The sequence below is a fragment of the Streptomyces sp. NPDC001222 genome, assembly GCF_042896945.1.
Lineage (GTDB): Bacteria > Actinomycetota > Actinomycetes > Streptomycetales > Streptomycetaceae > Streptomyces > Streptomyces gibsoniae.
Map to the genome: position 1 here is coordinate 73,291 of NZ_JBIAXT010000025.1, position 20,322 is coordinate 93,612.

The following is a 20,322-nucleotide window of genomic DNA, read 5'->3' on the forward strand; positions in this document are numbered from 1 at the left end:
GCGAGCCCGTCGTTCCCCTCTCTGTCACCTGCTCGGCTCTACTCCACCGCGAGTGCTACAAACGCCGCCCACTCGTCCCGGCCGACCCGGAGCACCGGCCCACAACCCATGACCTTCGAGTCCCGTACGTACACGCCGTCCAGACCGGCGGCCACCTCCACGCAGTCGCCACCGTTCGTGCCGCTGTAGCTGCTCTTGAACCAATCGAGTTCAGCGGTCTGATGAGTGTGCCGGTCGGTGCTCATAGCTCCCCTGCCATGCGCTCGATGAGACGAGAGGACTCCTCGGTGTTGAGGGCCTGCGTGCGCAGCATCCCATACCGCAGCCAGAACTCGCTGACCTCGTCATCATCGGACCTGACGGACACCACGCCTTGCGCATCGACATAGACGTGCCGCCTGCGATCCATGGACTCAAGCAACACCATAGGTCCGTTGAGCCCGCTGTGGACACTTCGTGCAGTCGGCATCACTTGAAGCTCGACGTTGCGCATTTGCGCACACGTCATCAGGTGCTCCATCTGCTGACGCAGGACCGCGTTGCTGCCCACGAATCGGCGGAGTGCGCCTTCCTCCACGATGAAAACGAAGACCATGGGCGGGCTCTTGCGCGCCAGCAAGGCCTGCCGAGCCAGGCGGGCTGCCACACGCTGCTCGATGATCTCCTCGTCCAGTGGTGGAAAGTGCGCTTCCAGTAGTGCCTGTGCGTATGCTTCGGTCTGCAACAGCCCAGGAACAAGCAACGGGTCGTAAGAGAACCTGCTCAGCGCCTCGGACTCCAGTAGAGCGACGTTACGAAAGAACCGCGGCAACTTAGCCCGGTCCACCTCATCCTGGAGCACCTCCAGCACCCCACCGGCATCCAGCACCCGCTCGGCCGCCGCAGTGAACGCAGCCTTCGCCGGCCGCCGCCCCTGCTCGACCGAGGCCACCAGCTCCAGCGAGTACCCGATCGCGTCTCCGAGCTGCTGCTGGTTCAACCCGGCCCGCTTCCGCAGATGTTGCAGCAGCACCCCGTACGCCGCCCACACGCCCGGAAGGTCAGGCCCCTCCTCCCTCTCCTTCACCGCCCGCCTGTTGCGCGCATCCCGTACCGTCGTCACACTCCCACGCCCTTCCGTCCCGCAGCAGACCCCCGCCACACCAGCCCCGGCCACGGGCGTCACCCGTCCCGCCACTGGGGCCATGTCCAACGCGGCCCGGCGAAAAGGGGACACGGCCCGGGACCCGTACAACGGCCGTACAAGCCCCGTACAACCGACGCCACCCCACACCGCCCCCTCCGTACGACGCCCCCGACGTACGGCCGTCGTACCTGGTAACCGCCCACACCCGCCCTCCACGCTGACCACGTGACACAGCCCCACCTCGCCGACGAGGCACAGCGCCGCACCCCCACCCACCACCTCACTCTGCGCTTCAGCAGCACCAGACGCGGCGCCCGCCTGGCGCGCCAACTCTCTGTCCAGCAGCTCACCGAGTGGACAGGGCTGCCGTACGACTCCGACCCCGCCCGAACCGTCGCCCTGGCCACAGCCGAACTCGCCTCCAACGCGATCCGCCACGGCAGCCTCCCCGGCCGCGACTTCGGCCTGACGCTGCTCCACCTGCCCCAGACCTTCCGCATCGAGGTGACCGACACCCGCCCAGAGCGCCACCCCGGACCCGCTCCCACCGCCTCGCAGTCGCTCGACGCCTCGTCGGGACGGGGACTGCTGCTGGTGGAGGCGTACACCGAACGCTGGGGCTGGGAATGCCGGGACGTCTACACGAAGACCGTGTGGGGCGAGGTGGCGCTCCCGTCCTCGCCGCAGGCGCAGCCAGCGACGAGTTCGGGGAAGAATCTCTTGTGAACTCAGTGCATGAAGAAGATACTGTTTCCGTACCTGTCGCCCGTGCCCCGTTTGGGCGAACACTCCCCCGGGCGTCCCTGCGAGGTTTCATGCTCGACCACCGTCTCGTGCAGACGGCCGTGATCGGTAACGCAAGCTCCGACCACCCGGTGATCCTCCCCATGGGAGCCGCGGAGCTGGAGGTCTGGCGAAGGCGCCACCCGAACTACACCTACTGGTGTGGCTACGAACTCGGTGGATGTGGCGGCAGGTTGATGGATCGCCTCTACCGCGACAAGGTATGTCACTTCGCCCACGTGGCCGGCGGCCCCACCTGCGGACGTGTCGCCACCGGCGAGTCCAGCGCCGACCACCTGTTCATCAAGAGGGGCCTGCGCAACCTGCTGAGCAAGTATGGGCAGCGGGGAGATGTGCGTACCCATGACCTCGGCTCCGGACCGGGCGGCGCGGTGGACCTGCAGCTGGCCGGCACCCGCCGCAGGCTCCGCTTCCAGCTCGCTCCGCTCGACTACCAAGGCTGGCGACACGCCAGCGCTACGCTCGGGGAGGACATCGATGACGTGGACTGGCTCTTCGGTACAGAGGGCCCCCTGACCAAGGAAATCCTCGCCCGCAATGGCTACAGCCTTCGCTTCCGTCTGGAGACTGACGGCGGTGAGCGCCGTGTACACATCGGCGCGCAGGCGCGGAACGAACCCACCGACTGGACCCCGCTCGATGAGTGCGAGCTGAGATCCGACGGCCTCTGGACCCCGACGGTCGAGAAGATCCGCATATCCCCGCCCCGTCCGCAGCCGGCCGGCTTTCCACTCGCGGGCGGCCTTGTCTTCGCTTTCGACCACAAGGCGCCCGTACCCGACGACTTGCCGTTCTCCACCGATGGACGCCGACTCGTCATGGCTGATGTCAAGCCGATCGGCAGCCCAATAATCCGCGCAGTCCTTTCCCTCCCTGCCGACACCAGATTGCCGCCGGCCCGGCACGTCTTCCGCGCCCCGGACCATTCCCGTCTCCTGGTCCGTGAGGACGGCGGCTGGGCGATCCGCATCGACCGCTACCTGCAGCTCAACGCCATGGACGCTGCCCAGACCGGCCTTGGGCGGATACTGCCCGAGCCGCAGAAGGCGCCGCCGCCCGCCGCGGTTCCCCAGGCCGGGTCCGCGGTCACCAAGTCGGTGAAGGCGAAGGCTTCCGGGGCGGTCGACCGGCCGCAGGAGTCGAACGAGCCCGAAGCGCTCCCCTGGGGCAAGGCCGTCGTCCGGGCCCGTGAAATCCTGACGACTTCGGCAGCCCAGAGGCGCACGCTGCGCTGGTCCGCTCTGGCGTCCCAACTCGGCAACCCCTACTGGGCGAGATCGGAAAGCTTTCGCATCGGCTTCCTCGCGGAGGTCGACAGCCCTCTCCGGGAAGGCAAACCGGTGCTGTCGGCGCTGCTCGGTGACGAAGGAGGCGCCCTGCCGTGTCTGCCCGCCGTGCTGGAAAAGCTCGGTATGGACGGGACTGCGGGCATATCGGCCGGCTCGTCGACCGTGCGCCGGTGGACGGAGCGTGAGCGGGAACGAGCTTTCGCGGCGCATGAGAGACCTCCATCCGTCATGGCGCGCCGCACCGAACCGTGCCAGGTCGACGACACTTCCACGCCGACGAGGAAGCCGAAGAGGGTACCGGTCGTGTCGAGCGGTCGCGCGCGACAAGGCGGGCGCAACGAGCCGACACGTGTCCAGGCCCCGAACTCCACCGCCGAGCAACGGCGGAAAGTCCGTGAAGCGATCGATCGTGTTCAGAGGAAGATGTTCGTCCTCGGCAGCGCATTCCCTGCGAGCAAGCAGGCGCACCAGACAGTTCGCCGCGCCCGTGTGTGGCTGGAGCTCGCCACCCCGGGTGGTGCCGTTCCTACCAATCCCTCGAAGCTGCAACGGCACGCTCTCAGAACGAACGCGCCCGATCTTCTGGCGGAACTGAACCTGGCGGTACTGGAGCTGGCGGCGGTGAAGGCCAAGTTCTTGTGATGCGGCCCGCGCGAAGACGGCTCCACCGGATGCGAAGACCCGGGAAACCGGCGGGCAGGAGTGTCCGCGGCCGATGCTCCGAGTGAGGGCTCCGCCCCAGGCCCGCGGTCGCGTGGAACCTCGCCCGCCCCGATCGCCCTGCCGAGGAAGCGCCGGACCTTCATCACGGAATCGACGTACCCATCCGTACGGCCAGGGTCTGCTTGAGACTTGGCCGTACATCGACGCCCTACGGGCGCTCGCCATCTCGAAAGGACCAGAAACCCCGATGAGCAAGGCCGATGACGCCAAGAACCTGATCCAGCAGGCTCTCGACACGGCGTTGGTCGCCCAGCAGCCGCTGGCGATGAAGAACGTCGAGCGCCTGCGGCGGGTGCACCCCGACGACACTCCTCAGGAGTTGATCCGTCGGTTGGATCGCTATTATCTCGCCGGCGTCACCGCGTCCGGAGGCGCGTCCGGCGCGGCGGGGATCGTGCCCGGCGCCGGGATACCGACGGCTCTGGCCGATGTCATGGTCTTCACCGAAGCGTCGGTGCTCTACACGCTGGCGCTCGCCGAGGTCCACGGCCTGCATCCTGAGGACCTCGAACGACGCAGGCTCTTGGCCCTGACCGTCCTCCTCGGCGACGGAGCGAAGAAGGCCCTGGACAAAACCATCGGGCGCACCGGCCCCTACTGGGCAAGGCGCATCGTCAGTGCGATCCCGATGAGTGCGATCAACAAGGCCAACAAGGTGCTGGGGCCGCGGTTCATCACCAAGTACGGCACCAAGCAAGGCGTCCTGGTGCTGAGCAAGCAGGTGCCGCTCGGCGTCGGTGCCGCGCTCGGCGCCGGCGGCAACCACGTCTCCGGGCGACTGACGATCAAGTCGGCGCGCTCCATCTTCGGAGAACCCCCGTCGAGCTGGGACAGCGGTGATCGTGAGGACGAGATGTCCTCCGGTGCTGGCCTGGAGGATTCGACTCAGTAAACGTCGCTTCGATGTTCAGGCCCGCGAGATTTCACGGTCGGTTGACCAGGGAACAACCGCGACCACGAAGATCCGCGGGCTGCTCGCCTCTGGACCACCCGCACTCCTGATCCCTCCCGCACAGTGACTTGATGAACCTCTTGAGTTGCGGCGAGGCGGGTGTCAGGACGGGTGTCTGCCGTGGGAGAACAGCGCGGCCTCGACCTGGTCTGGCAGCACCCGTGCCTCTCCCGCATGGGCGTGGGCCAACGACAGATACCGGGTGTACCGCGGTGTTGTCCAGCCACCCCCGGGCCATTTCACCTCGGTGTCGGCGGCTCTCAGTGCCCGCGCGACGACACTGTCCAGGATCAGCGGACGCCAAGGTCCCACCGGGTGATCGTGACCGGCGAAGTACAGCAGCTTGGTGAAGAACGCCGGTCCGAGGAACCTGATCCGCTCGCCGTTGTTGAAGGCGACATACGCGCTGACCGCACCCTCCCGCCGCAGCACGTCGAGGGCGGCGGCCAGGCGTGTGTCGATGTCGGAGACCGAGGACGCCGCGAAGATGCGCGCGTGCCGGGCGACCGACCGGGCCTTGGTTCCGCTGCCCCAGACCAGCGAGGCAGTCAGAAGGTGTCGTCGACCTTCGATGGTGTCCGCACGGCGAGAGATGTCGAACACCGTGCTGCGGTCAACTCGCGCTCTGCCTGAGACGATCGGGCACGCGTCGAGTTCTCCTGGCCACCAGCCGGAGCCGGGCAGCAGAGACAGCCAACGCGCCCGGTCGAACGGGATCGCCTGGCCGAGTACGTCGTCACGGCCGGGAACGGTGCTCCCGGCGGGCAGGATGGCTGCCCCGGCTTTCCCGCCTGTTTCCATGGTTCGAGTGTTGCGTATCGCGGCACTTGCGCGCGTTGGAACTGGCGCAGAGGTGCGCTTACTTCAGGCCCGGCGTTCGCGGAACTACGTCTTTCACGGGACACGACAGAGGCCGGGTGTCGTATCCCGATCAGGCCAGATGGAGATGGTGCGTCAGCCCTGACTCCTTTCCCTGCAGGCCGGGCACCCCGCCCTCGTGGACATCATGGACGCGCGGGGCCATCGCGGCCACCGGGGCCAACGGTGCGGGCCATACTGGAAAGCATGCTCGTTCCCACCGGCACTCTGTCACCCCTGCATCACCGTCTGTTGCGGGAGCTGGACCTCTGCGACCTCCCAGTTCCCGATGCGGATATGGCGTCTTACGCGGTCAGGAATCTTGACACGGATGATGTGCGGGATGCCCTGCCTGCACTGCTGTGGGCCGGGCTGGTGGAGCAGAGGGGCGTTGATCACGGCATGCTCGGACTCACCCTGAAGGGTGCTGCCGCTCTGCGCGGGGCGGAGTGCGACGAGCTGGCGGCGCGGCTGAGAGCGGTCATGTCCTTCGCGGACACGGTCGCACGCGGCACGGCGCCCCGCCCCGCCGGCTACGCGCTGAGGCGGCTGGCGGAGGGGGCGTGGACCTTGGAACAGGCCGAGGCGCACGCAGCCGGATCCGGCGGGGAGTAGGACCGGCTCACGGCTGTTCCGGATCGTCGAAATCCAGAACGACGCGCTGCCGGGCCCGATTCGCACGGGACTGCGGTGGGAGAATCCCCGACGAGGTGAGATCGGCCCTGGTGATCACCGGCGAGTCTATGATCTTCGCGGTGACGGCCTGTTGTGCCGGGGCGAGGTCGACCAGCCGCCGCAGTACGGACAGAAGATCGATCAGCTCCTCGGTCCACGGACTCGGCCATGACTGCACATGGATGTCGTCGAGCGGGCTCGTCCTCCGGCTGGTGGGGGACGCCTTCCGGTAACCGAACCACTTCCTGACGATGCGCATCTCACCGACCTCGTAGTTCCAGACGCCCGGTGGTACCCCCGTGAAAACACCTGGCCCCACCTTCAGTGCGTTGCGCTCTTCGTCGTACGTCAGACTCTCGGGTACGTCGGTTCCGATGTGTGTCTCGTACTTCACCTGCCTGGGGTCGCCCGGGGGAAAGCGGACACCGTCCTCACCTGACCTCTGCGCCTTGCCGGGGATGGCGTGCCCGCCGTAGGTCGCCGCCCACAGGAACTCGTGACCGATGCGGACTGCCTCCTGCCACAGTTCCGAGGCGCGGGTGAGCGGCAACCGGACTCCGGCGGTGAGGAGCTCCTCGGCAAAGTGCTCAGTGAACGCACTGTGCCCGGCGACGGCCGCCGCGTAGGCGGCCAGGTCGTGCACGGTCACCTCGCTGAGGCCCAGAGCGTCCGCCAGGTACCGGAGCAGGCCGGTGGGGACGTTGGCCGTGCCGTCCGGATGGAGAACGGGGTGCACTCTCCCGCCACGGCCGTTGAAGTGGTGGGTGTCCGGCAACAGCGCGGTCGCGATGAGAGCGGGGCCGCTGCTGATCTCGTGGCTGCTCTGTTGGTTGAGGAACAACTGGCCCGGCTGCAAAGACTCCCACAGCTCGAGCCGAGGACGATCGATGACTCTGTTGTCGGCGATGAGCCACTGACGGTCGAAACTGCGCAGTGCGATCTGCAAGAGCTGTGGGTCGAAATCACTCTCCTCGAAGATGGTTTTGTTGGAGTGCGTGAATCCTGGTAGCGCTGCTGGGTGCGAGTGGAGTTGACGGCTTTCCGTCTCCTTGAACAGCAGCGCCTTCTCAGCGGGATCCGACTCTCCCATGAGTCGGGCCCATCGTTGCCGCAGGACCACCTCGGACGGAGAGGTCACCCACGACCGGTTCGTTGTGATGCCAAGACTGCCCCACGGAAACACCTCGTCCAGAGCCGGATAGTCGTCCCACCCCGACAACGCCGCCGGCGTGAAAGGCCGTACCCCCTCTGCATGCGCATCGCGCCAGCCCTCGTCGTCCAGGGTCAGTTCGCCGAGGCGAGCGAGCTTCTCCGCGCGCCTGCCGTGCAGGGCCCGGTAGTGAATGCGTGCGGCTCCGGTGGAGTCGTGATCCGCGCGCCGGACGAAGAAGCAGATCGACAGCGGCTGGGCGACGTGCGGGAACACGCGAGTGGCTACCTCTGCCCGCTGCCCCTCCGGCGACAGGTTGATGACCCACCCCTCGTCGCACGTCCTGCGCAGATAGGCGCGCATGCCCCGCCCTGCCGGGCCGGTGGCGAAGGCGGACGGGGTGATGAAGCAGACGACGCCGTGCCGGGCGTCCGCGTGGGCGTCGAAGACCTTCCAGGTGGCCCAACGCCAGAAGTAGATGTACATGTTCTTGAGCGCGTGCTCGTACCGGCCGTTTCCCGGATGACGGAAGTCGTCCAGTGGCGGGCGGCCCTGCCCCTTGACGCGCTTCTCGATCCAGCCCCCGCGGTTCTCGGCCTTGTCGTCGTACGGAGGATTGGCGATGACCACGGTGACCGGGACGTTCGCCTTGACGTGGTTGGCGCGGGCGCGTGACTCCGAGATCGCCGCGTAGGTGTAGACGAACTGCTCCTCCTGGACGAAGGGATCGTCGAGGGCGTCGGTGACGAAGAGGTTCAGCCCGTGCGGCGGCGGTGTCGCACCGTGTTTCCGGAGCAGGTCCGTGGTGCGCATCTCGGCCACGGCGAACGGCCCCATCTGGAGCTCGAAGCCGTAGAGGCGTTCGGCGAGGCGGCCGATCGCGTCGGGTGCCATGGCCTCGCCCTGCCGCTCGGCGGCCTGGCGGGCGACGCGGTCGATGACGGTGTGGAGGTACGTTCCCGTGCCCATCGCGGGATCGACGATGTGGACGTCCTCGTCGCCGAAGCCCCGCGCCCGGCCCAGGCGGGTGCGGAGCACGTCCTCGGCCAGGCGCACCATGTCTGCCACCACCTCGTGTGGGGTGTAGTACGAGCCGCTGCGCTGTCGCAGACCGTCGTCGTAGACGGAGAGGAACGACTCGTACAGGTGGAGGTAGGCGTCGCGGTCGCCGTCCCGGATGGTGTCCCAGTCGACGGCTGCGATGGTCCGGGCCAGGAGGTGCAGGGTCACCTCGAAGCGTTCGTTGACGCTGTCGGTGAGCAGCTGGAGGGCCTTGCCCATGAGTGCGTGGCCGGCGTTGAGGCGGCGGCCGATCTCGTGGAAGCTCGTGCCGGTGACGGGTATGCCCTCGGTGTGGGCGAGCAGCACGGCGAAGGTGACGGTCTGGGCATAGCCGTCCGCGAAGGTCGCGTCGTCGGCCGTGGGGAAGAGCAGCCTGCGCCAGTCGCTCCGCAGGCCGGTGAAGGGGCGGTCGGCGGACGAGACGTTCGCGGAACCCGAGGCCGGGGCGATGTGGGCTTCGGCGCGCAGCTGCTCGCGTACGGCTTCGCGCAGCAACCGGCACAGCGGGGCGAGTTGCCGGACCAGGACCGAGACGCGGTGGATTCTCGTAGGCTCCCACCAGAGCACCGCCTTGGTGAGCGCGTCGAAGGCGCCGAGGTCGTCGGCTGAGAGTTTCTCCCCGGCACTCGTGAGGGACCCGGAGAACACGACCTCGTCGCCCACCTGCACGCCGTATTGGTACAACCGCCAGTGGGTGCCGTTGGTGTAGAGAAGATTGGGGAGATCGCGCAGGCGCTCCCACTGCCGCTTGTTGTGGCCGGTGAAGCGCTCGGGGTCGATGCTTCCGTCCGAGCGCTTCAACTCGATGTATCCGGTGATGTCCGCGCCGACGCGCACAGCCCAGTCGGGGCGGACCCCGAGGTGCGGAACGCGGGTCTCGGGATACCAGGTGACATCGGGCCGGGCGCAGTGCGTGCCCACGGTACGGAACAGCTGTTCCAACGGGCTGCGGATCGCGGCCTCGCGGTCCCCTGGCCCGGCCAGATTGTGTTTGCATTCGGCTCCGAACGCGGACACGGCGTCTCGGAGCCACCGAAGGTGTGCATCAGACATGGTCCCCCGCCCCCCCTGGGCCCGATGAGGGATCCGGGCCTGCCCCTTGTTGGGCAGTATGGGAGGAGCGACGCCAAATGGGTAGAGAGCATGCGAGAGTTGAGGTATGCGCCCATGCGCCCCATCGGGCCGCTGATGCTTTGCCTGTCGGCGCGTCAGCGACTGGCCTACCGTCCCCCCGTCACCATTCTCCGCCTAGCAAGACCTTGTGAACTTAGTGCATGGATCACATACTGGGCTGGCCATTGCTCAACTTTGCGCCGCGCCCAGGAGGCGAGGGCATGTTCCAGGGGACAGGCGTGATCGGTTCGGACAGCAGGCTCGTGCAGACAGCCGTGATCGGGAGCCGGAATTCCGGTAGGGCGATCATCCTGCCCACGGACGCGGACGAACTCGCCCACTGGCGGCGGCGACACCCCCGCTACACGTACTGGTGCGGTACCCAGCTGGGCGGTTGTGGCCATGAACTCTCCGACCGTCTCTGCCGTGACAAGGTGTGCCACTTCGCCCACCGCCCCCACACGTCCTGCCACCGCGTCGCCACCGGGGCGGCCAGCGCAGATCACCTCTTCATCAAGGACGAACTCGCCACCTGGGCAGGCCGGTACAAGCTGAAGGGACAGGCCACTTCGCGCAACCTCGGTTCCGGCCCCGGCGATGCCGTCGACTACCGAATCGGGCAGGCGAAACAGCATGTGCGCTTCCAGTTCAGCAACCTGCCGCACACCGAGTGGAGGGAGACCCGTACGCGCCTGAGCCGGGAAACGTCCACCCTCGACTGGGTCTTCGGCCCCGGTTCGGCCCACCCCGAGACGATGGAGGAGCTGCGCGAGGAGATCGGTTACCTGCTTCGGTTCCGCTTCGAGACGCAGGGCGCGAGCCGACACATCAGTCTCCGGGCGGAAGGCGCCCGCCACAGCACCGAGTGGGTGCCGCTTGCCGCCTGCGCGATGACGCCCGACGGTCTGCGGATCCCGGGAGCCGGATCGCGTCGTCCACACAATGTATCCCGTCCGGCGGTGCGTCAGGAGTCGGAGTCGACCGACGCCCAGGGGCCGCGCTCGCGCGAAGAACTGGTGCTCCTGCTCAGGGAAACGCTGGTGAACGCGGCGCGGAACCGGACTCGGCCGACCTGGCAGACACTGTCCCGTATAGCCGGTGTCGACGTGCTGAGAGTTCCCGCAGCGGAGCGTGTCGAGCTGTTGATCGATGTGGAGCGCGGCCGTACCGACGAAGAAGGTCCACTGTTGTCAGCCCTGCTGCGGACCGAGGACGGCGACCCACCGCCTTATGTCTCGGAAGTCATCGCCGCGCTCCGCTATGGCGTTCCCGCGACGACGGCGGTCCTCAAGCGATGGTGTCAACGTGAGACGGAGCGCGCCTTCGCCGTCCACGGCGTGACTCCCCGCACGGCTCCTCTCAGGCTCCTGATCAACGCCGACGGGAAGTTGGCGATGCAGGAGGCCGAGCGGCGCCAGGTCATCGCCCGGCGCGTGGACGGACCTGCCCGTCAGGTCGGCAGGCAGAGCAAGCCGAGCGAGGCGAGCGCCGAGATCGCGGCCGCGCTCCGCGCCGTCCGGCGACTGGACGCTCCCAGACGGGCTGAGGGCTTCCTCCGCCGGGCGGAAGCGGTGCTGGCCCGAATGCCGGAGCGGTACCGAGCTGAGCTGCGCGAGGAGATGGAGGCCACTCGTCAGTGGTTGAGAACGCACAAGCCCAGCCCCAGGGCGCAAGCCGGCAAGACACGCCAGGAGAGGGCGCAGGCGACGGGCAAGGCGGGAAGCAAGGCGAAGACCACATCGGGCACCAGAGAGGGTGGTAAGGCCCAGCCCAAAAGGGGAGGGACCAAGGACCGCTTGAGGGGCGCTCGGCCGCTGCCTGGGCTGGACCGCTCCCAGCCGAAGCGAAGAGCGAAGTGATCCGCCCTGTGCGCCCACGCCGCTCCCGGGACTCGAGCCGGGCGGTTCGGCTTGACCGCGGCTACGACAACGGCAAGCTCCGAGCATCGATAAGCGTCCCATAGATGAATGACTCAGGAAGGGCAGGCGGCCCCCGTGGTGGCGTCGCCCCAACGCATCATCAAGTAGTGGTTTCCGCCGATCTGCGCCACGGCGTAGCGCGAGTACGGCCACGCGTCACCCGCGCTCTCCCGTTGAGCCACGAGAGCCCGGCACGCCTCGCCGGCGGTCATGGCCGCCCATGACTCGGCCTTGCCCTCGTTCCACGGTGCGTAGTCCGACCAGACGTACATCACCGAGTTGCCGGGGTCGAAGCCCACTTTGATCTCCGCGTTGCCGAGCACGCGGTCGGTGCCGAGGTCCTGGCGCATGGAGTTGCTCCGCTGGATGATCCTCCGGGTGAGGTGGTCGGCGACCCGGATCTCGTCGCCGTCGGTGCTGGGGATCATCGCCTGGCCTAGGCCGTCCTCGTCCGGTGTCCAGTCCTGCGCGTTGCCGTCCGGGTTCTGATCGGTGCCGTCGTCGGCCGCCACCTGGCACTTGGAGTTGGCGACGAAGTCGTCCTGCCAGGTGACCTCGGGGTCCTGGCCCGGTTCGTCCTTCACCATCACGTAACGGCGGTACGGAAGATCCGGGTGCAGACGGAGTACGACATCCCGCGCCGTCAGACACATGTTCCTGGCGATCTCCGTCTCCGCGTACATCGCGCCCTGCTCGTCGGAGCTGAGCGTGTACGAGAGGTAGACCTCCTGGCGCGACTCGTGGAACCGCACGGTCTCCGGGGAGAAGTCGGCGCCGTCGCTCAGCTCCTGGGCGACGACACCCTCGTCGTGCAGGACCGCGCGCGCCACGTCGTGCTCGCCCGCGCCCTGAGCCCCTCGCGCCTGGCTCCAGCTTTCCGCGGTCGCCGAGTCGCCGCTCGCGGACCGCTGAGCCGCCGCCGCGCCGCCCTTCACCGTCTTCGCGGACGGTCGCGCGGATCCGGCCGAGGAGGACGACGAGGCCGAGGCCGACGACGATGCGGGCGCGTCGGTCCCCGTGTCTCGGGGCATCAGCGCAGCCACTCCTCCGGCCAGGCCGCCGATGACGCCCGCCGCGAGGACCAGGCCGGCGACCAGCCGCTTCCTCGGCTGCTTCCAGCCTGCGGTCAGGTGCCATGACGGATCTTCCCCGGCCGGCACGTCCCACAGCGCCGCGACCATGTCCACGGCCGTCGCCGGTCCCGAGCCGGCGCTCCTCACCTGGGTCGCCTCGGAGGCCAGCCGGACCGCGCACTCACGGGCGGCTTCGGCGGCCGACGGGCGGGCACCGGGTTCCTGGGACAGAGCCCTCTCCACGATCCCGCGCAGGGCGGTGGGGACGCCGTCCAGATCCGCCTCACCCGACATCACCCGGAAGGCCACCACGTCGGGTGCGCCCGCCCCGAACGGCAGCCGCCCGGTGGCCGCGTAGGCCACGAGCGCTCCCCAGGCGAACACGTCGCCGGCCGGACCAGCGGTGCCCTGACGGTACTGCTCGGGGCTGATCCAGCCAGGGGTGCCGGTCATCACCCCGGTCCGGGTGACGCTGGTGCCGTCGGCGGCGTGGGCTATGCCGAAGTCCAGCACACGGGGCCCGGAGGGCGTGAGGAGGACGTTCTGCGGCTTTACGTCGCGGTGGACCACTCCCGCGGCGTGAATGGCGGCCAGCGCCTGTGCCGTGGCGGCGGCGAAAGCGTACAGGCTTCCTTCGTAGAGGGGCCCGTGCGCGCTCACGTGCTGGTTCAGCGTCGGCCCGGGCACGTAGGCGGTGGCCAGCCACGGCGTCGGCGCGTCCGGATCTGCGGCGAGCAGCGGGACGAGGTGCGGCCCGGCGACCCGGGAGGACAGTTGCACCTCACGCCTGAACCGGGCCCGGAACTCGGGATCCTGGGCATGCTCGGGGTGGACCACCTTTACCGCCACCCGCATTCCGTCGGAGGTGACTCCGGCGTGGACGGTGCCCATGCCTCCGGCGCCGAGCCGACCGACGATGCGGTACGGGCCTATGCCGGTGGGATCGCCGGGGCGGGCGGGCTGGACTCTTCCGCCGGAGCCGTTCTCGCTCACGCTTACTTCCTTGAATTGTTGATCTGCCCCAGCATGCACGCGTACTGATGGCATGTCAGAGGAATTGGGAGGTCCGAAGACGCGGCGAGCACAGCTGGAGCAGACTCACCGGCGCGACAGGTCGGCTGCGGCGAGCAGGCAGGGCTGTAATGCTTCTGTGTGCTGACGCGGTGAGGCATCAACGGCGGGCGTGGTGCGCCGCGAGGGCCCTCAGCTCGTTGACCCAGAGCTCCACGTCGTCGCCAGTGGGTCGGTACGGAGCACGGCGGGCCAGTTTGAAGAAGCCGCCGGACGGCATGCGCGTCTCCTGCGGCACCTCCAGCGCCGACAGCATGGGCAACGAGCCGTCCGCATTCTCGCGAGCGGAGGCGTCTTCCAACAGGTGAGGCATCGGCCCCTCGTGGGCCGCCACCTGATGATCGAGCCGCTGGAGTTCGTTGCTCACTTGCCCGTACTGCAAGGGTTCCGCCCCCTGGCGCGCTCGGTCCCGCAGAATCCCGACCAGAGCGTCCAGCGCCTGTTCGTATGCGTGACTGCCCTTCCGCATGGGCGGTCCCCTCCCCGTCGGCCATGTACTGCTGGGCGAGCCTATGCCTCCCGCGCGCCGATGGACAGCCTGAGTCTCGATTCAGGTGGCTAATCGTTGTGAACTCAGCGCACGGCAGCCCATACTGATGGCCTTTGACAACGGTTGCCTCACGGGGGTGGCGGGCTACCCGGTCATCCGGCGACCGATCAGGTCGTCCGCATCAGCGGAGTGGGAGGGCTTGGGCATGGGTGGGAACGACGCCGCCAGAGTGAGATTCCTCGAGTTGGGGTGCAGTCTCGAAGACGTCGACACCCTGGTTCGTGCGGGCATCGACCCGGACATCGTCGGAACCCGTGCCCGTGACGCCGTCCCTTTCGCCTCCGCTGCCGTCCACCACGGTCTGGCTGACCCCAACGGCTGGCTGGAGGCCGCAGGTGGCGATCCGGATGAGGCATGGAAGGCCTGGGCGATGGACTCCGTGGAGGGTCCTATGGGCGCAGGGGATGACGAGGGTGACGGAGAAGAGTACGACGAGGGCGACGGCGGCTGTCGCGTCTATGGCTGGGTGAGTGCCTACATCGGCAGCGTCGGCCCAGGTGAGTACACCATCGAGCTGTACGACGATCTGGGGCTGCCGGGCAACGCCACCTACGTGGACACTCTGACCTTCTCCCTGCCCGTACCGGCTGTGCCCGGTTCTCCGAGGGACCGGGACGCCTGCGTCATCAAGGCGGCCACCGAAGAACTCGCCGCCTACGGATGCATTCCGGGATCCGACTTCCTCGGCAGCGACGGCAGCTTCAGCGTCCAGGTGCAGGCCAGCGATCGCGCCCTGGAATGGTTCGAGGACCAGCGGTCGGTGGCGGAGAAACTTGACCTGCTGCTCGCCGGGCTGCACGCTCTGCTGGACGACCCGGCGGCTGTCCGCGCAGGCCGCGACCGGCCCGGCATCGAGGTCATCGCGGAGCCCCGCCCCGGCGGGCCGGGCCGGGCCCCGGAAGGCGCTCGCACATCGATCGTCGACTGGAACGACCGCGAATTGTTCTTGCTGGAGGTCGCTGACCAGCAGCCTGATCAAGTCCTGATCGAGCGGTATCACGGCGGCTGGGCCAGGCGCCTTGACGGAGCGGGCGACCTGAAGCATCCCGGTCTGCGCGGTCTGAAGCATGTGCGGGCGGAGGCGGCGCGGCGCGATGACGAACTGAGTGGTTTCACCGCACTGTTCCGCTCTCGCCACCAGGTGCATCGTCACCAGGTCCAGGCCGACTGGGCGGAGGAGCTCGGCCGCCGACTGAAGGCGTGGGAGCGGGACATCAGGGCCGTGCGGGAAGAGCGGGCTTCCTTTCCCCACCTCAAGTGGTGGGGAAAGCAGCTGCGCGAGGCCCTGCTGAACGACGAGCAATACCTGGCGGCTCAGACGCCCTCGGCTCAGGACCGTCGGGGCGCGGACCTCGCCCGCAGCATGTTCGGCCCCGACTGCCCCGTGCAGTCCGTCTACATCCGGCGCGCCCTCACCAAGGCGCGGGCCAGGCGGGCCGAACTCGCTCTCGAGCAGCAACGGGTCCAATGGAGGGCCGCCGTTCCGGCCTGGGCGGAGCGGCTGGCCGGCTCGGCGGACTTTCTGCAGGGCACGACCGCGGAACGGGCCATGCTCGCCAGCAACCTCCTGTACGCGCACGACCCCGCGGCCGACACACCTGAACTCGTCCGCCTGCTGCGCACCGCGGCTGCCGCTCTTTTGCCATGTGACGGCCAGAGGGCCGCTGACGGGACCGCTGCCTCTGGTCACCACCCGGGATAGCGGTCCCACCAATGCGGGTCCCAGCCGGCGGTGTACTCGCCGCCGCTGGGGGAGTCGGTGAGCTGGGCGACGAGGTCGCGGGCAAGGGTGTCGAGGACCCAGGCCAGTTCGTGGCGGCTGATCAGATCGACGGGCAGCGCCTCCGCGCCGTGCAGCGCTCCGAGTAGCGCCCCGGCCACGCAGGCGACCGAGTCGCCGTCCGGCGCTCCGGCGGCGAAGCGCAGCGCGGCGCCCACCTCGGCTCGGTCGGGGAAGGAAGCGGCGACATACAGGCCGCCGAGCAGTGCCGAGGGCGCCGTGGCGTCCGGTGCGAGCCGCGCGAGCCGTCCAGGGTCCGCGGGGTGATCGGCTGCCTGCGAGAGTGCCGCTTCGAGCTGCTCGAGTTCGCTGCCGGTCAGGGCGTCGGTGCGGGTGAGGGCGCGGACGCCGTCCCTCAACGCCTGCCGCACCTCCGGCCGCTCGCCGGCCGCGGTCAGGCAGTAGCTGACCAGTACGGCAGCGTGGGCCGCCGCGGAGTGCGCGACCGGGTCGCCGTGGGTGAGGGTGGCGAACTGGCGGGCCTGTCCGGCCCAGTACGCCCGGTCGGTACCGGCGACGGCCACAGCGACAGGCAGGGTACGGGTGAGGGCGTGGCAGCCGCGGCTGGCCGTAGGTTTCTCCACTATGCCGTTCTCCGTCTTGGCCAGAGCGGCCACCGTCGCCGGTGCCGAACCGCGCCGCTCGGCCAGCACGGGAACCTGGGCGAGCCAGCCGTCGGGCTTGTCGTCGGGCCAGGACCACCGCTTCGCCTTCAGCCCCTGCAAGGCCGCCCACCGGCAGTAGGCGTGCCACACCACTCCCTTCGGAGCGCATATCCCCTTGTGCTTGCCGCGCACGAAGGCACGGATCACGCCCTCGGTGGTGAAGCAGGCCAGCTGGGTGCTAACTCCTGCCCGCAGCGTGCCGTCGGCCGGCAACTTGCCCCGAGCGGCGCCCAGCGTGTCCCCCAGAGCCAGACCGAGCAGCAACCCGCGCACTCGGGACATCGCGTTCTTCTCCTTCAGGAATTCCCTGGCCCACTTCCGCTCTCCGACCGTGCCCTCCACCCCCTCGTGGCCGGTGGTCCGGTCCTCCTCCCGGATCCGCGCAGAGCCACCGCCGGAGCGGCTGCCCGCGGCCAGGTCGAGCACCGCGTCGTGCAGCTCGGGATGCGCCGACAGCTGCCAGCCGTGCACCAGCACCTCGCGCAAGTCCGACAGCGCGGTCTTGGGATCGGTGCCGGTGGCCAGATGGCTGTAGAGCGCGGCGACGGCCGGTGTGCGGCTCTGTCCGGCAACGCAGTGGAGCAGGACCCGCTTGCCCTCCTGACGCAGTCGCAGCACCTGACGGGCGGCCTGGTCCAGCACGTAGTGGAGGTTGGCGTTCTCTCCCTGGCTGTCCACCAGCCAGACGCGCAGATGCTCGACGTCGGCGCCGGCCAGGATCGGGTCGGAGCCGATGCGGCACAGAGAGACCACGGCGTCAACCGGGACCGCCTCCGTACCCTGGGCCAGGGCCAGATTGCCCAGCACCACCCCGGCGTCGTGCGGGTGGGCGACGGTGAAGCCGTGGGGGGTGGAGGACGAGACGGGCATGCGCGCGGCGGAGGGCCAGCCCGCGGCGTCGTCGCTGCCGCCGCGGGCGGTGAGCGCGGCCAGCCGGACCAGATCGGCCCCGGTGAGGCCGGGCCAGCCGTGCACGTCCCGCTGCCACTCCAGCGGGACGGCGGAACAGCCCCAGCGCGCACCGAGGAGGGCGCCGGCGATCGCCGCGACGGTGTCCGTGTCGGTGCCGGCCCGGACCGCCGCTTCCAGGGCGAGACGTAGGTGCTGCGCGGGGAAGCTTCCCTCGGCGGGGTTCAGCTCGGGAACCCCGGTGCGGGTGATGGCCGACCAGGCGGCCTGCAGAGCATGGATCACCCAGCCGTTGTGGGAGAAGTGGTGCGGTGGGTGGGCCTCCGCTTCGTCCAGCCGTTGCGCCCACACGCCCCGGCGCTCCGCGGGGAGGAGGTCCAGGCCGGCGCGGACGCCGTCGAACGTCCCGTCGAGCACCGCGGTGCGGATACCCGAGCACCACAGCACACAGGCGTCGGCGCAGTCGGGGTCCGGGTGGGTGAGCGCGCTGACGGCGACGGCAGCCTCGGCCATCGCGGCGGCATCAGCGAGGTGGGCCAGGGCGACGATCCCGGTGCGCATCAGCGAGCCGTTGCCGGCACTGCGGTCGTTGCCGGCGCTGAAACGATGGGCGGCCTCCGCCATCGCCGCACCAGGTCTCTCGGACCCTCCGGCGACTGCGTTCAGAACGGTTCTGGTCTGGGAGCCGACATCAGAGGCCCCCTCGCTCAGCCAACGCTGGAAGTTGCGGGCGATCGCGTCGAGAGACTGGGGGCTACGCAGATCCGCGCCGGTCGCCGCCACCTCGGCGATGCAGGCCTGCATCTGGGTGTCGTCGGAGTACTCGCCGGGCTCGTACGGTCCCAGCCCGCCACCGATCATCTGCGGCTGCTGGTCTGCGCGCAGCGTCGCCTGGAACTCGTACGGCACGCCGAGTGCGTCGCCCACGGCCGCGCCGAGCAGCACCCCGGCGGCACGATCGGTGCCCCGGGCGTCCAGGCTGGGGTTCGGTATGTGTGTGCTGGACATGGGACTCCATACGGTCGGCGGCACGCGGCACGCGGCAGGCGCAGAAGGGAATCGGGATTGATGGGGCGTCAGCTTGGCACACTGACCTCTTTATCGTCAACCAGACGATAGTGGGGTTCTCGGCCGGTCAGAGGCCGGCGAAGGCGGGTGCCCAGGCGAGCCGCAGACCGACACTTCCGGCCAGTGCGGCCCAACGGGCCAAGGACGGGGGCCTCTCGAGGACCAGAACCGGATGTAGAACGGTATTGGGGTGCATGCTCCACAATTGGTGTGCGTAGTCGAGGACTTGTCCGATGCCCAGGCGGATCTGCTGTTCCTCACGTGCTCCGGTCAGGCTCTTGACCTCGGCGACGAACACCTCTTCACCGCGAGACCATCCGGCGTCGAACTGGGGGGCGCCGGGAGCGTGGGCACGTGCCTCGACGCCCTGGCGCGACAGGTATGCGATGAGCGCACCGACTGTCGCTTCGTGTGCGGTCGTCGCCTTGTCGAGAGTGCTGAGGTCCAGCGCCAGATCACCGGACAGGCGTCGGCCCGTGCGCCGTACGCGCAGAGGGGCGCCGAGAACGCCACCGCCCTCGGTCGTATCGGCTGCGACGGGACGTACGCGTCCGGCACGCGCCTTTCTCAGCTCCAGGCACGGCGCGGGACGTCCCTTGAGTAACTTGGAGAAGCCGTCCGCGTCCACGACACAGACATGCCGCCCCCGGCTGCGCTCGGCCTCGGCGTCCACGAGCGTACTGCTGTAGGCGCGACGGTCGTCCGTCACGACTTTGCTGGCCAGATCGCCGTAGACGACGAGGGTGACCTTCCGCGAGAAGTCGGTCTTGGGGACCGCGCCTCGCTGCCCGGCTCTCTTGGCGCAGGTGGCTCTGACCGTCCACACGTCGTCGACGAGAACCCGGCCCGTGAAGCAGACGGTGTGGCCCTTGAGCCCGTGCACCGTTCCCCTGCATGCCCCGTCCGGCACAGGCATCCCTCTCTCAGTCGTCGTCCGGCGACAGCCAGTCGATGTGCCGCAGTACGGGCACGATCTTGAAGCAGGTGAAGGCCACCACAGGTGTCTCGTCATCCGCTGCGGGGAAGAACAAGGCGTGCTGCAGTGGCTTCTCGTGCTGCGGATCGTCGAGGTCCACCAGAGGCAGATTCGGGCGGTCGAAGGCGGGCCCCAGGCTGACGCCCTCCCGGGCGGTCAGCTCCCGGAGCCGGGTCAGCCCCACTTGGTCGGCGAGATCCGCTGTCGTGAGGGACTTCTTGACCCGCGGCCTGTCCTGCCTGTCCACATAGGTGGGGAACACCATGATGCGTAGTTCCCCACGCCTCTCGGTGGTGTAGATCCCCGAGCGTAGCCTGTTGTGCAGGTTGGAGAGGGCTGCGGGCATTTCCGGGACAACGGTGGGCTTGTAGAGCACGACGTCCCGCTCGCCATTCGCCCAATGGTTGTCATGCACAGTCAGCACCGGCTGCCCGGGGAGCCGCAGCTCCCATTCGATGGCGCTTGCCCGGGAGAGCACGCCCGAACAGGTTGTGCCTGTCTTCTCCACGCGCGCCCCGTCGTTGCGGGCCAGCGCAAGGTCGTTCATTAACCGCACGGA

The 20,322-nt window shown here is 68.8% G+C and carries 15 protein-coding genes; 6 read left to right on the top strand and 9 right to left on the bottom strand.

Features of this window, described 5'->3' with window-relative positions; all coding sequences use genetic code 11:
• Positions 1 to 38 precede the first annotated feature (38 nt).
• Together ACFY2Z_RS28705 and ACFY2Z_RS28710 are read right to left on the bottom strand one after the other, a co-directional pair.
• On the bottom strand, positions 39 to 245 hold the full coding sequence (locus tag ACFY2Z_RS28705) for a DUF397 domain-containing protein (RefSeq protein WP_390746985.1): 207 nt from the start codon (positions 243 to 245) through the stop codon (positions 39 to 41).
• Complete coding sequence (locus ACFY2Z_RS28710) at positions 242 to 1,102, bottom strand: Scr1 family TA system antitoxin-like transcriptional regulator (protein ID WP_390746986.1); 861 nt, start codon at positions 1,100 to 1,102, stop codon at positions 242 to 244. Before ACFY2Z_RS28710 ends, ACFY2Z_RS28705 begins: the two co-directional genes overlap by 4 nt.
• 249 nt (positions 1,103 to 1,351) lie before the next feature.
• On the opposite strand from ACFY2Z_RS28710, the gene ACFY2Z_RS28715 reads away from it, so the two are divergent.
• The 3 genes from ACFY2Z_RS28715 (at position 1,352) to ACFY2Z_RS28725 (ending at position 4,834) form a co-directional block, all read left to right on the top strand.
• The gene (locus ACFY2Z_RS28715) at positions 1,352 to 1,852 is read left to right on the top strand and encodes an ATP-binding protein (protein WP_390746987.1); all 501 of its coding nucleotides are present in this window, start codon (positions 1,352 to 1,354) and stop codon (positions 1,850 to 1,852) included.
• 89 nt (positions 1,853 to 1,941) lie between these two features.
• Entirely contained in the window at positions 1,942 to 3,861 is a 1,920-nt protein-coding gene (locus ACFY2Z_RS28720) for a hypothetical protein (RefSeq protein WP_390746988.1), read from the top strand.
• A 268-nt stretch (positions 3,862 to 4,129) separates the two neighbouring features.
• Positions 4,130 to 4,834 carry a hypothetical protein gene (locus tag ACFY2Z_RS28725; protein ID WP_390746989.1) on the top strand — a complete coding sequence of 235 codons (705 nt, stop codon included), beginning with the start codon at positions 4,130 to 4,132 and terminating at the stop codon, positions 4,832 to 4,834.
• Positions 4,835 to 4,996: 162 nt separating this feature from the next.
• Here the strand turns inward: ACFY2Z_RS28725 and ACFY2Z_RS28730 are convergent, their stop codons facing one another.
• Positions 4,997 to 5,695, bottom strand: coding sequence for a hypothetical protein (locus tag ACFY2Z_RS28730; protein ID WP_390746990.1), 699 nt, complete (start codon positions 5,693 to 5,695; stop codon positions 4,997 to 4,999).
• 459 nt (positions 5,696 to 6,154) lie between these two features.
• On the opposite strand from ACFY2Z_RS28730, the gene ACFY2Z_RS28735 reads away from it, so the two are divergent.
• On the top strand, positions 6,155 to 6,367 hold the full coding sequence (locus ACFY2Z_RS28735; RefSeq protein WP_390746991.1) for a hypothetical protein: 213 nt from the start codon (positions 6,155 to 6,157) through the stop codon (positions 6,365 to 6,367).
• 7 nt (positions 6,368 to 6,374) lie between these two features.
• Here the strand turns inward: ACFY2Z_RS28735 and ACFY2Z_RS28740 are convergent, their stop codons facing one another.
• Positions 6,375 to 9,581, bottom strand: coding sequence for a type ISP restriction/modification enzyme (locus ACFY2Z_RS28740; RefSeq protein ID WP_390746992.1), 3,207 nt, complete (start codon positions 9,579 to 9,581; stop codon positions 6,375 to 6,377).
• 392 nt (positions 9,582 to 9,973) lie between these two features.
• Here ACFY2Z_RS28740 and ACFY2Z_RS28745 point away from each other — a divergent pair, with 392 nt between their 5' ends.
• Complete coding sequence (locus ACFY2Z_RS28745) at positions 9,974 to 11,611, top strand: competence protein CoiA family protein (protein ID WP_390746993.1); 1,638 nt, start codon at positions 9,974 to 9,976, stop codon at positions 11,609 to 11,611.
• Positions 11,612 to 11,724: 113 nt separating this feature from the next.
• On the opposite strand, the gene ACFY2Z_RS28750 is transcribed toward ACFY2Z_RS28745, so the two are convergent.
• Complete coding sequence (locus tag ACFY2Z_RS28750; RefSeq protein WP_390746994.1) at positions 11,725 to 13,737, bottom strand: serine/threonine-protein kinase; 2,013 nt, start codon at positions 13,735 to 13,737, stop codon at positions 11,725 to 11,727.
• Positions 13,738 to 13,915: 178 nt separating this feature from the next.
• Complete coding sequence (locus ACFY2Z_RS28755; RefSeq protein WP_390746995.1) at positions 13,916 to 14,182, bottom strand: hypothetical protein; 267 nt, start codon at positions 14,180 to 14,182, stop codon at positions 13,916 to 13,918.
• A 352-nt stretch (positions 14,183 to 14,534) separates the two neighbouring features.
• Between ACFY2Z_RS28755 and ACFY2Z_RS28760 the strand changes: the two genes are divergently transcribed.
• Complete coding sequence (locus tag ACFY2Z_RS28760; protein WP_390746996.1) at positions 14,535 to 16,067, top strand: hypothetical protein; 1,533 nt, start codon at positions 14,535 to 14,537, stop codon at positions 16,065 to 16,067.
• On the opposite strand, the gene ACFY2Z_RS28765 is transcribed toward ACFY2Z_RS28760, so the two are convergent.
• From ACFY2Z_RS28765 to ACFY2Z_RS28775, 3 genes are all read right to left on the bottom strand, one after another.
• Positions 16,052 to 18,727 (bottom strand): ADP-ribosylglycohydrolase family protein, encoded by a 2,676-nt coding sequence (locus tag ACFY2Z_RS28765; protein WP_390746997.1) that lies wholly within the window; start codon positions 18,725 to 18,727, stop codon positions 16,052 to 16,054. The genes ACFY2Z_RS28760 and ACFY2Z_RS28765 overlap by 16 nt on opposite strands.
• 127 nt (positions 18,728 to 18,854) lie before the next feature.
• Positions 18,855 to 19,670 carry a hypothetical protein gene (locus ACFY2Z_RS28770; RefSeq protein ID WP_390746998.1) on the bottom strand — a complete coding sequence of 272 codons (816 nt, stop codon included), beginning with the start codon at positions 19,668 to 19,670 and terminating at the stop codon, positions 18,855 to 18,857.
• Positions 19,671 to 19,710: 40 nt separating this feature from the next.
• Complete coding sequence (locus ACFY2Z_RS28775) at positions 19,711 to 20,310, bottom strand: hypothetical protein (protein ID WP_390746999.1); 600 nt, start codon at positions 20,308 to 20,310, stop codon at positions 19,711 to 19,713.
• Positions 20,311 to 20,322: the final 12 nt, after the last annotated feature.

Coding starts and splice junctions, on each gene's coding strand:
- ACFY2Z_RS28705 (WP_390746985.1), bottom strand. CDS start 245: ATGAGCACCGACCGGCACACTCATCAGACCGCTGAACTCGATTGGTTC.
- ACFY2Z_RS28720 (WP_390746988.1), top strand. CDS start 1,942: ATGCTCGACCACCGTCTCGTGCAGACGGCCGTGATCGGTAACGCAAGC.
- ACFY2Z_RS28725 (WP_390746989.1), top strand. CDS start 4,130: ATGAGCAAGGCCGATGACGCCAAGAACCTGATCCAGCAGGCTCTCGAC.
- ACFY2Z_RS28730 (WP_390746990.1), bottom strand. CDS start 5,695: ATGGAAACAGGCGGGAAAGCCGGGGCAGCCATCCTGCCCGCCGGGAGC.
- ACFY2Z_RS28735 (WP_390746991.1), top strand. CDS start 6,155: ATGCTCGGACTCACCCTGAAGGGTGCTGCCGCTCTGCGCGGGGCGGAG.
- ACFY2Z_RS28745 (WP_390746993.1), top strand. CDS start 9,974: ATGTTCCAGGGGACAGGCGTGATCGGTTCGGACAGCAGGCTCGTGCAG.
- ACFY2Z_RS28765 (WP_390746997.1), bottom strand. CDS start 18,727: ATGTCCAGCACACACATACCGAACCCCAGCCTGGACGCCCGGGGCACC.
- ACFY2Z_RS28775 (WP_390746999.1), bottom strand. CDS start 20,310: ATGAACGACCTTGCGCTGGCCCGCAACGACGGGGCGCGCGTGGAGAAG.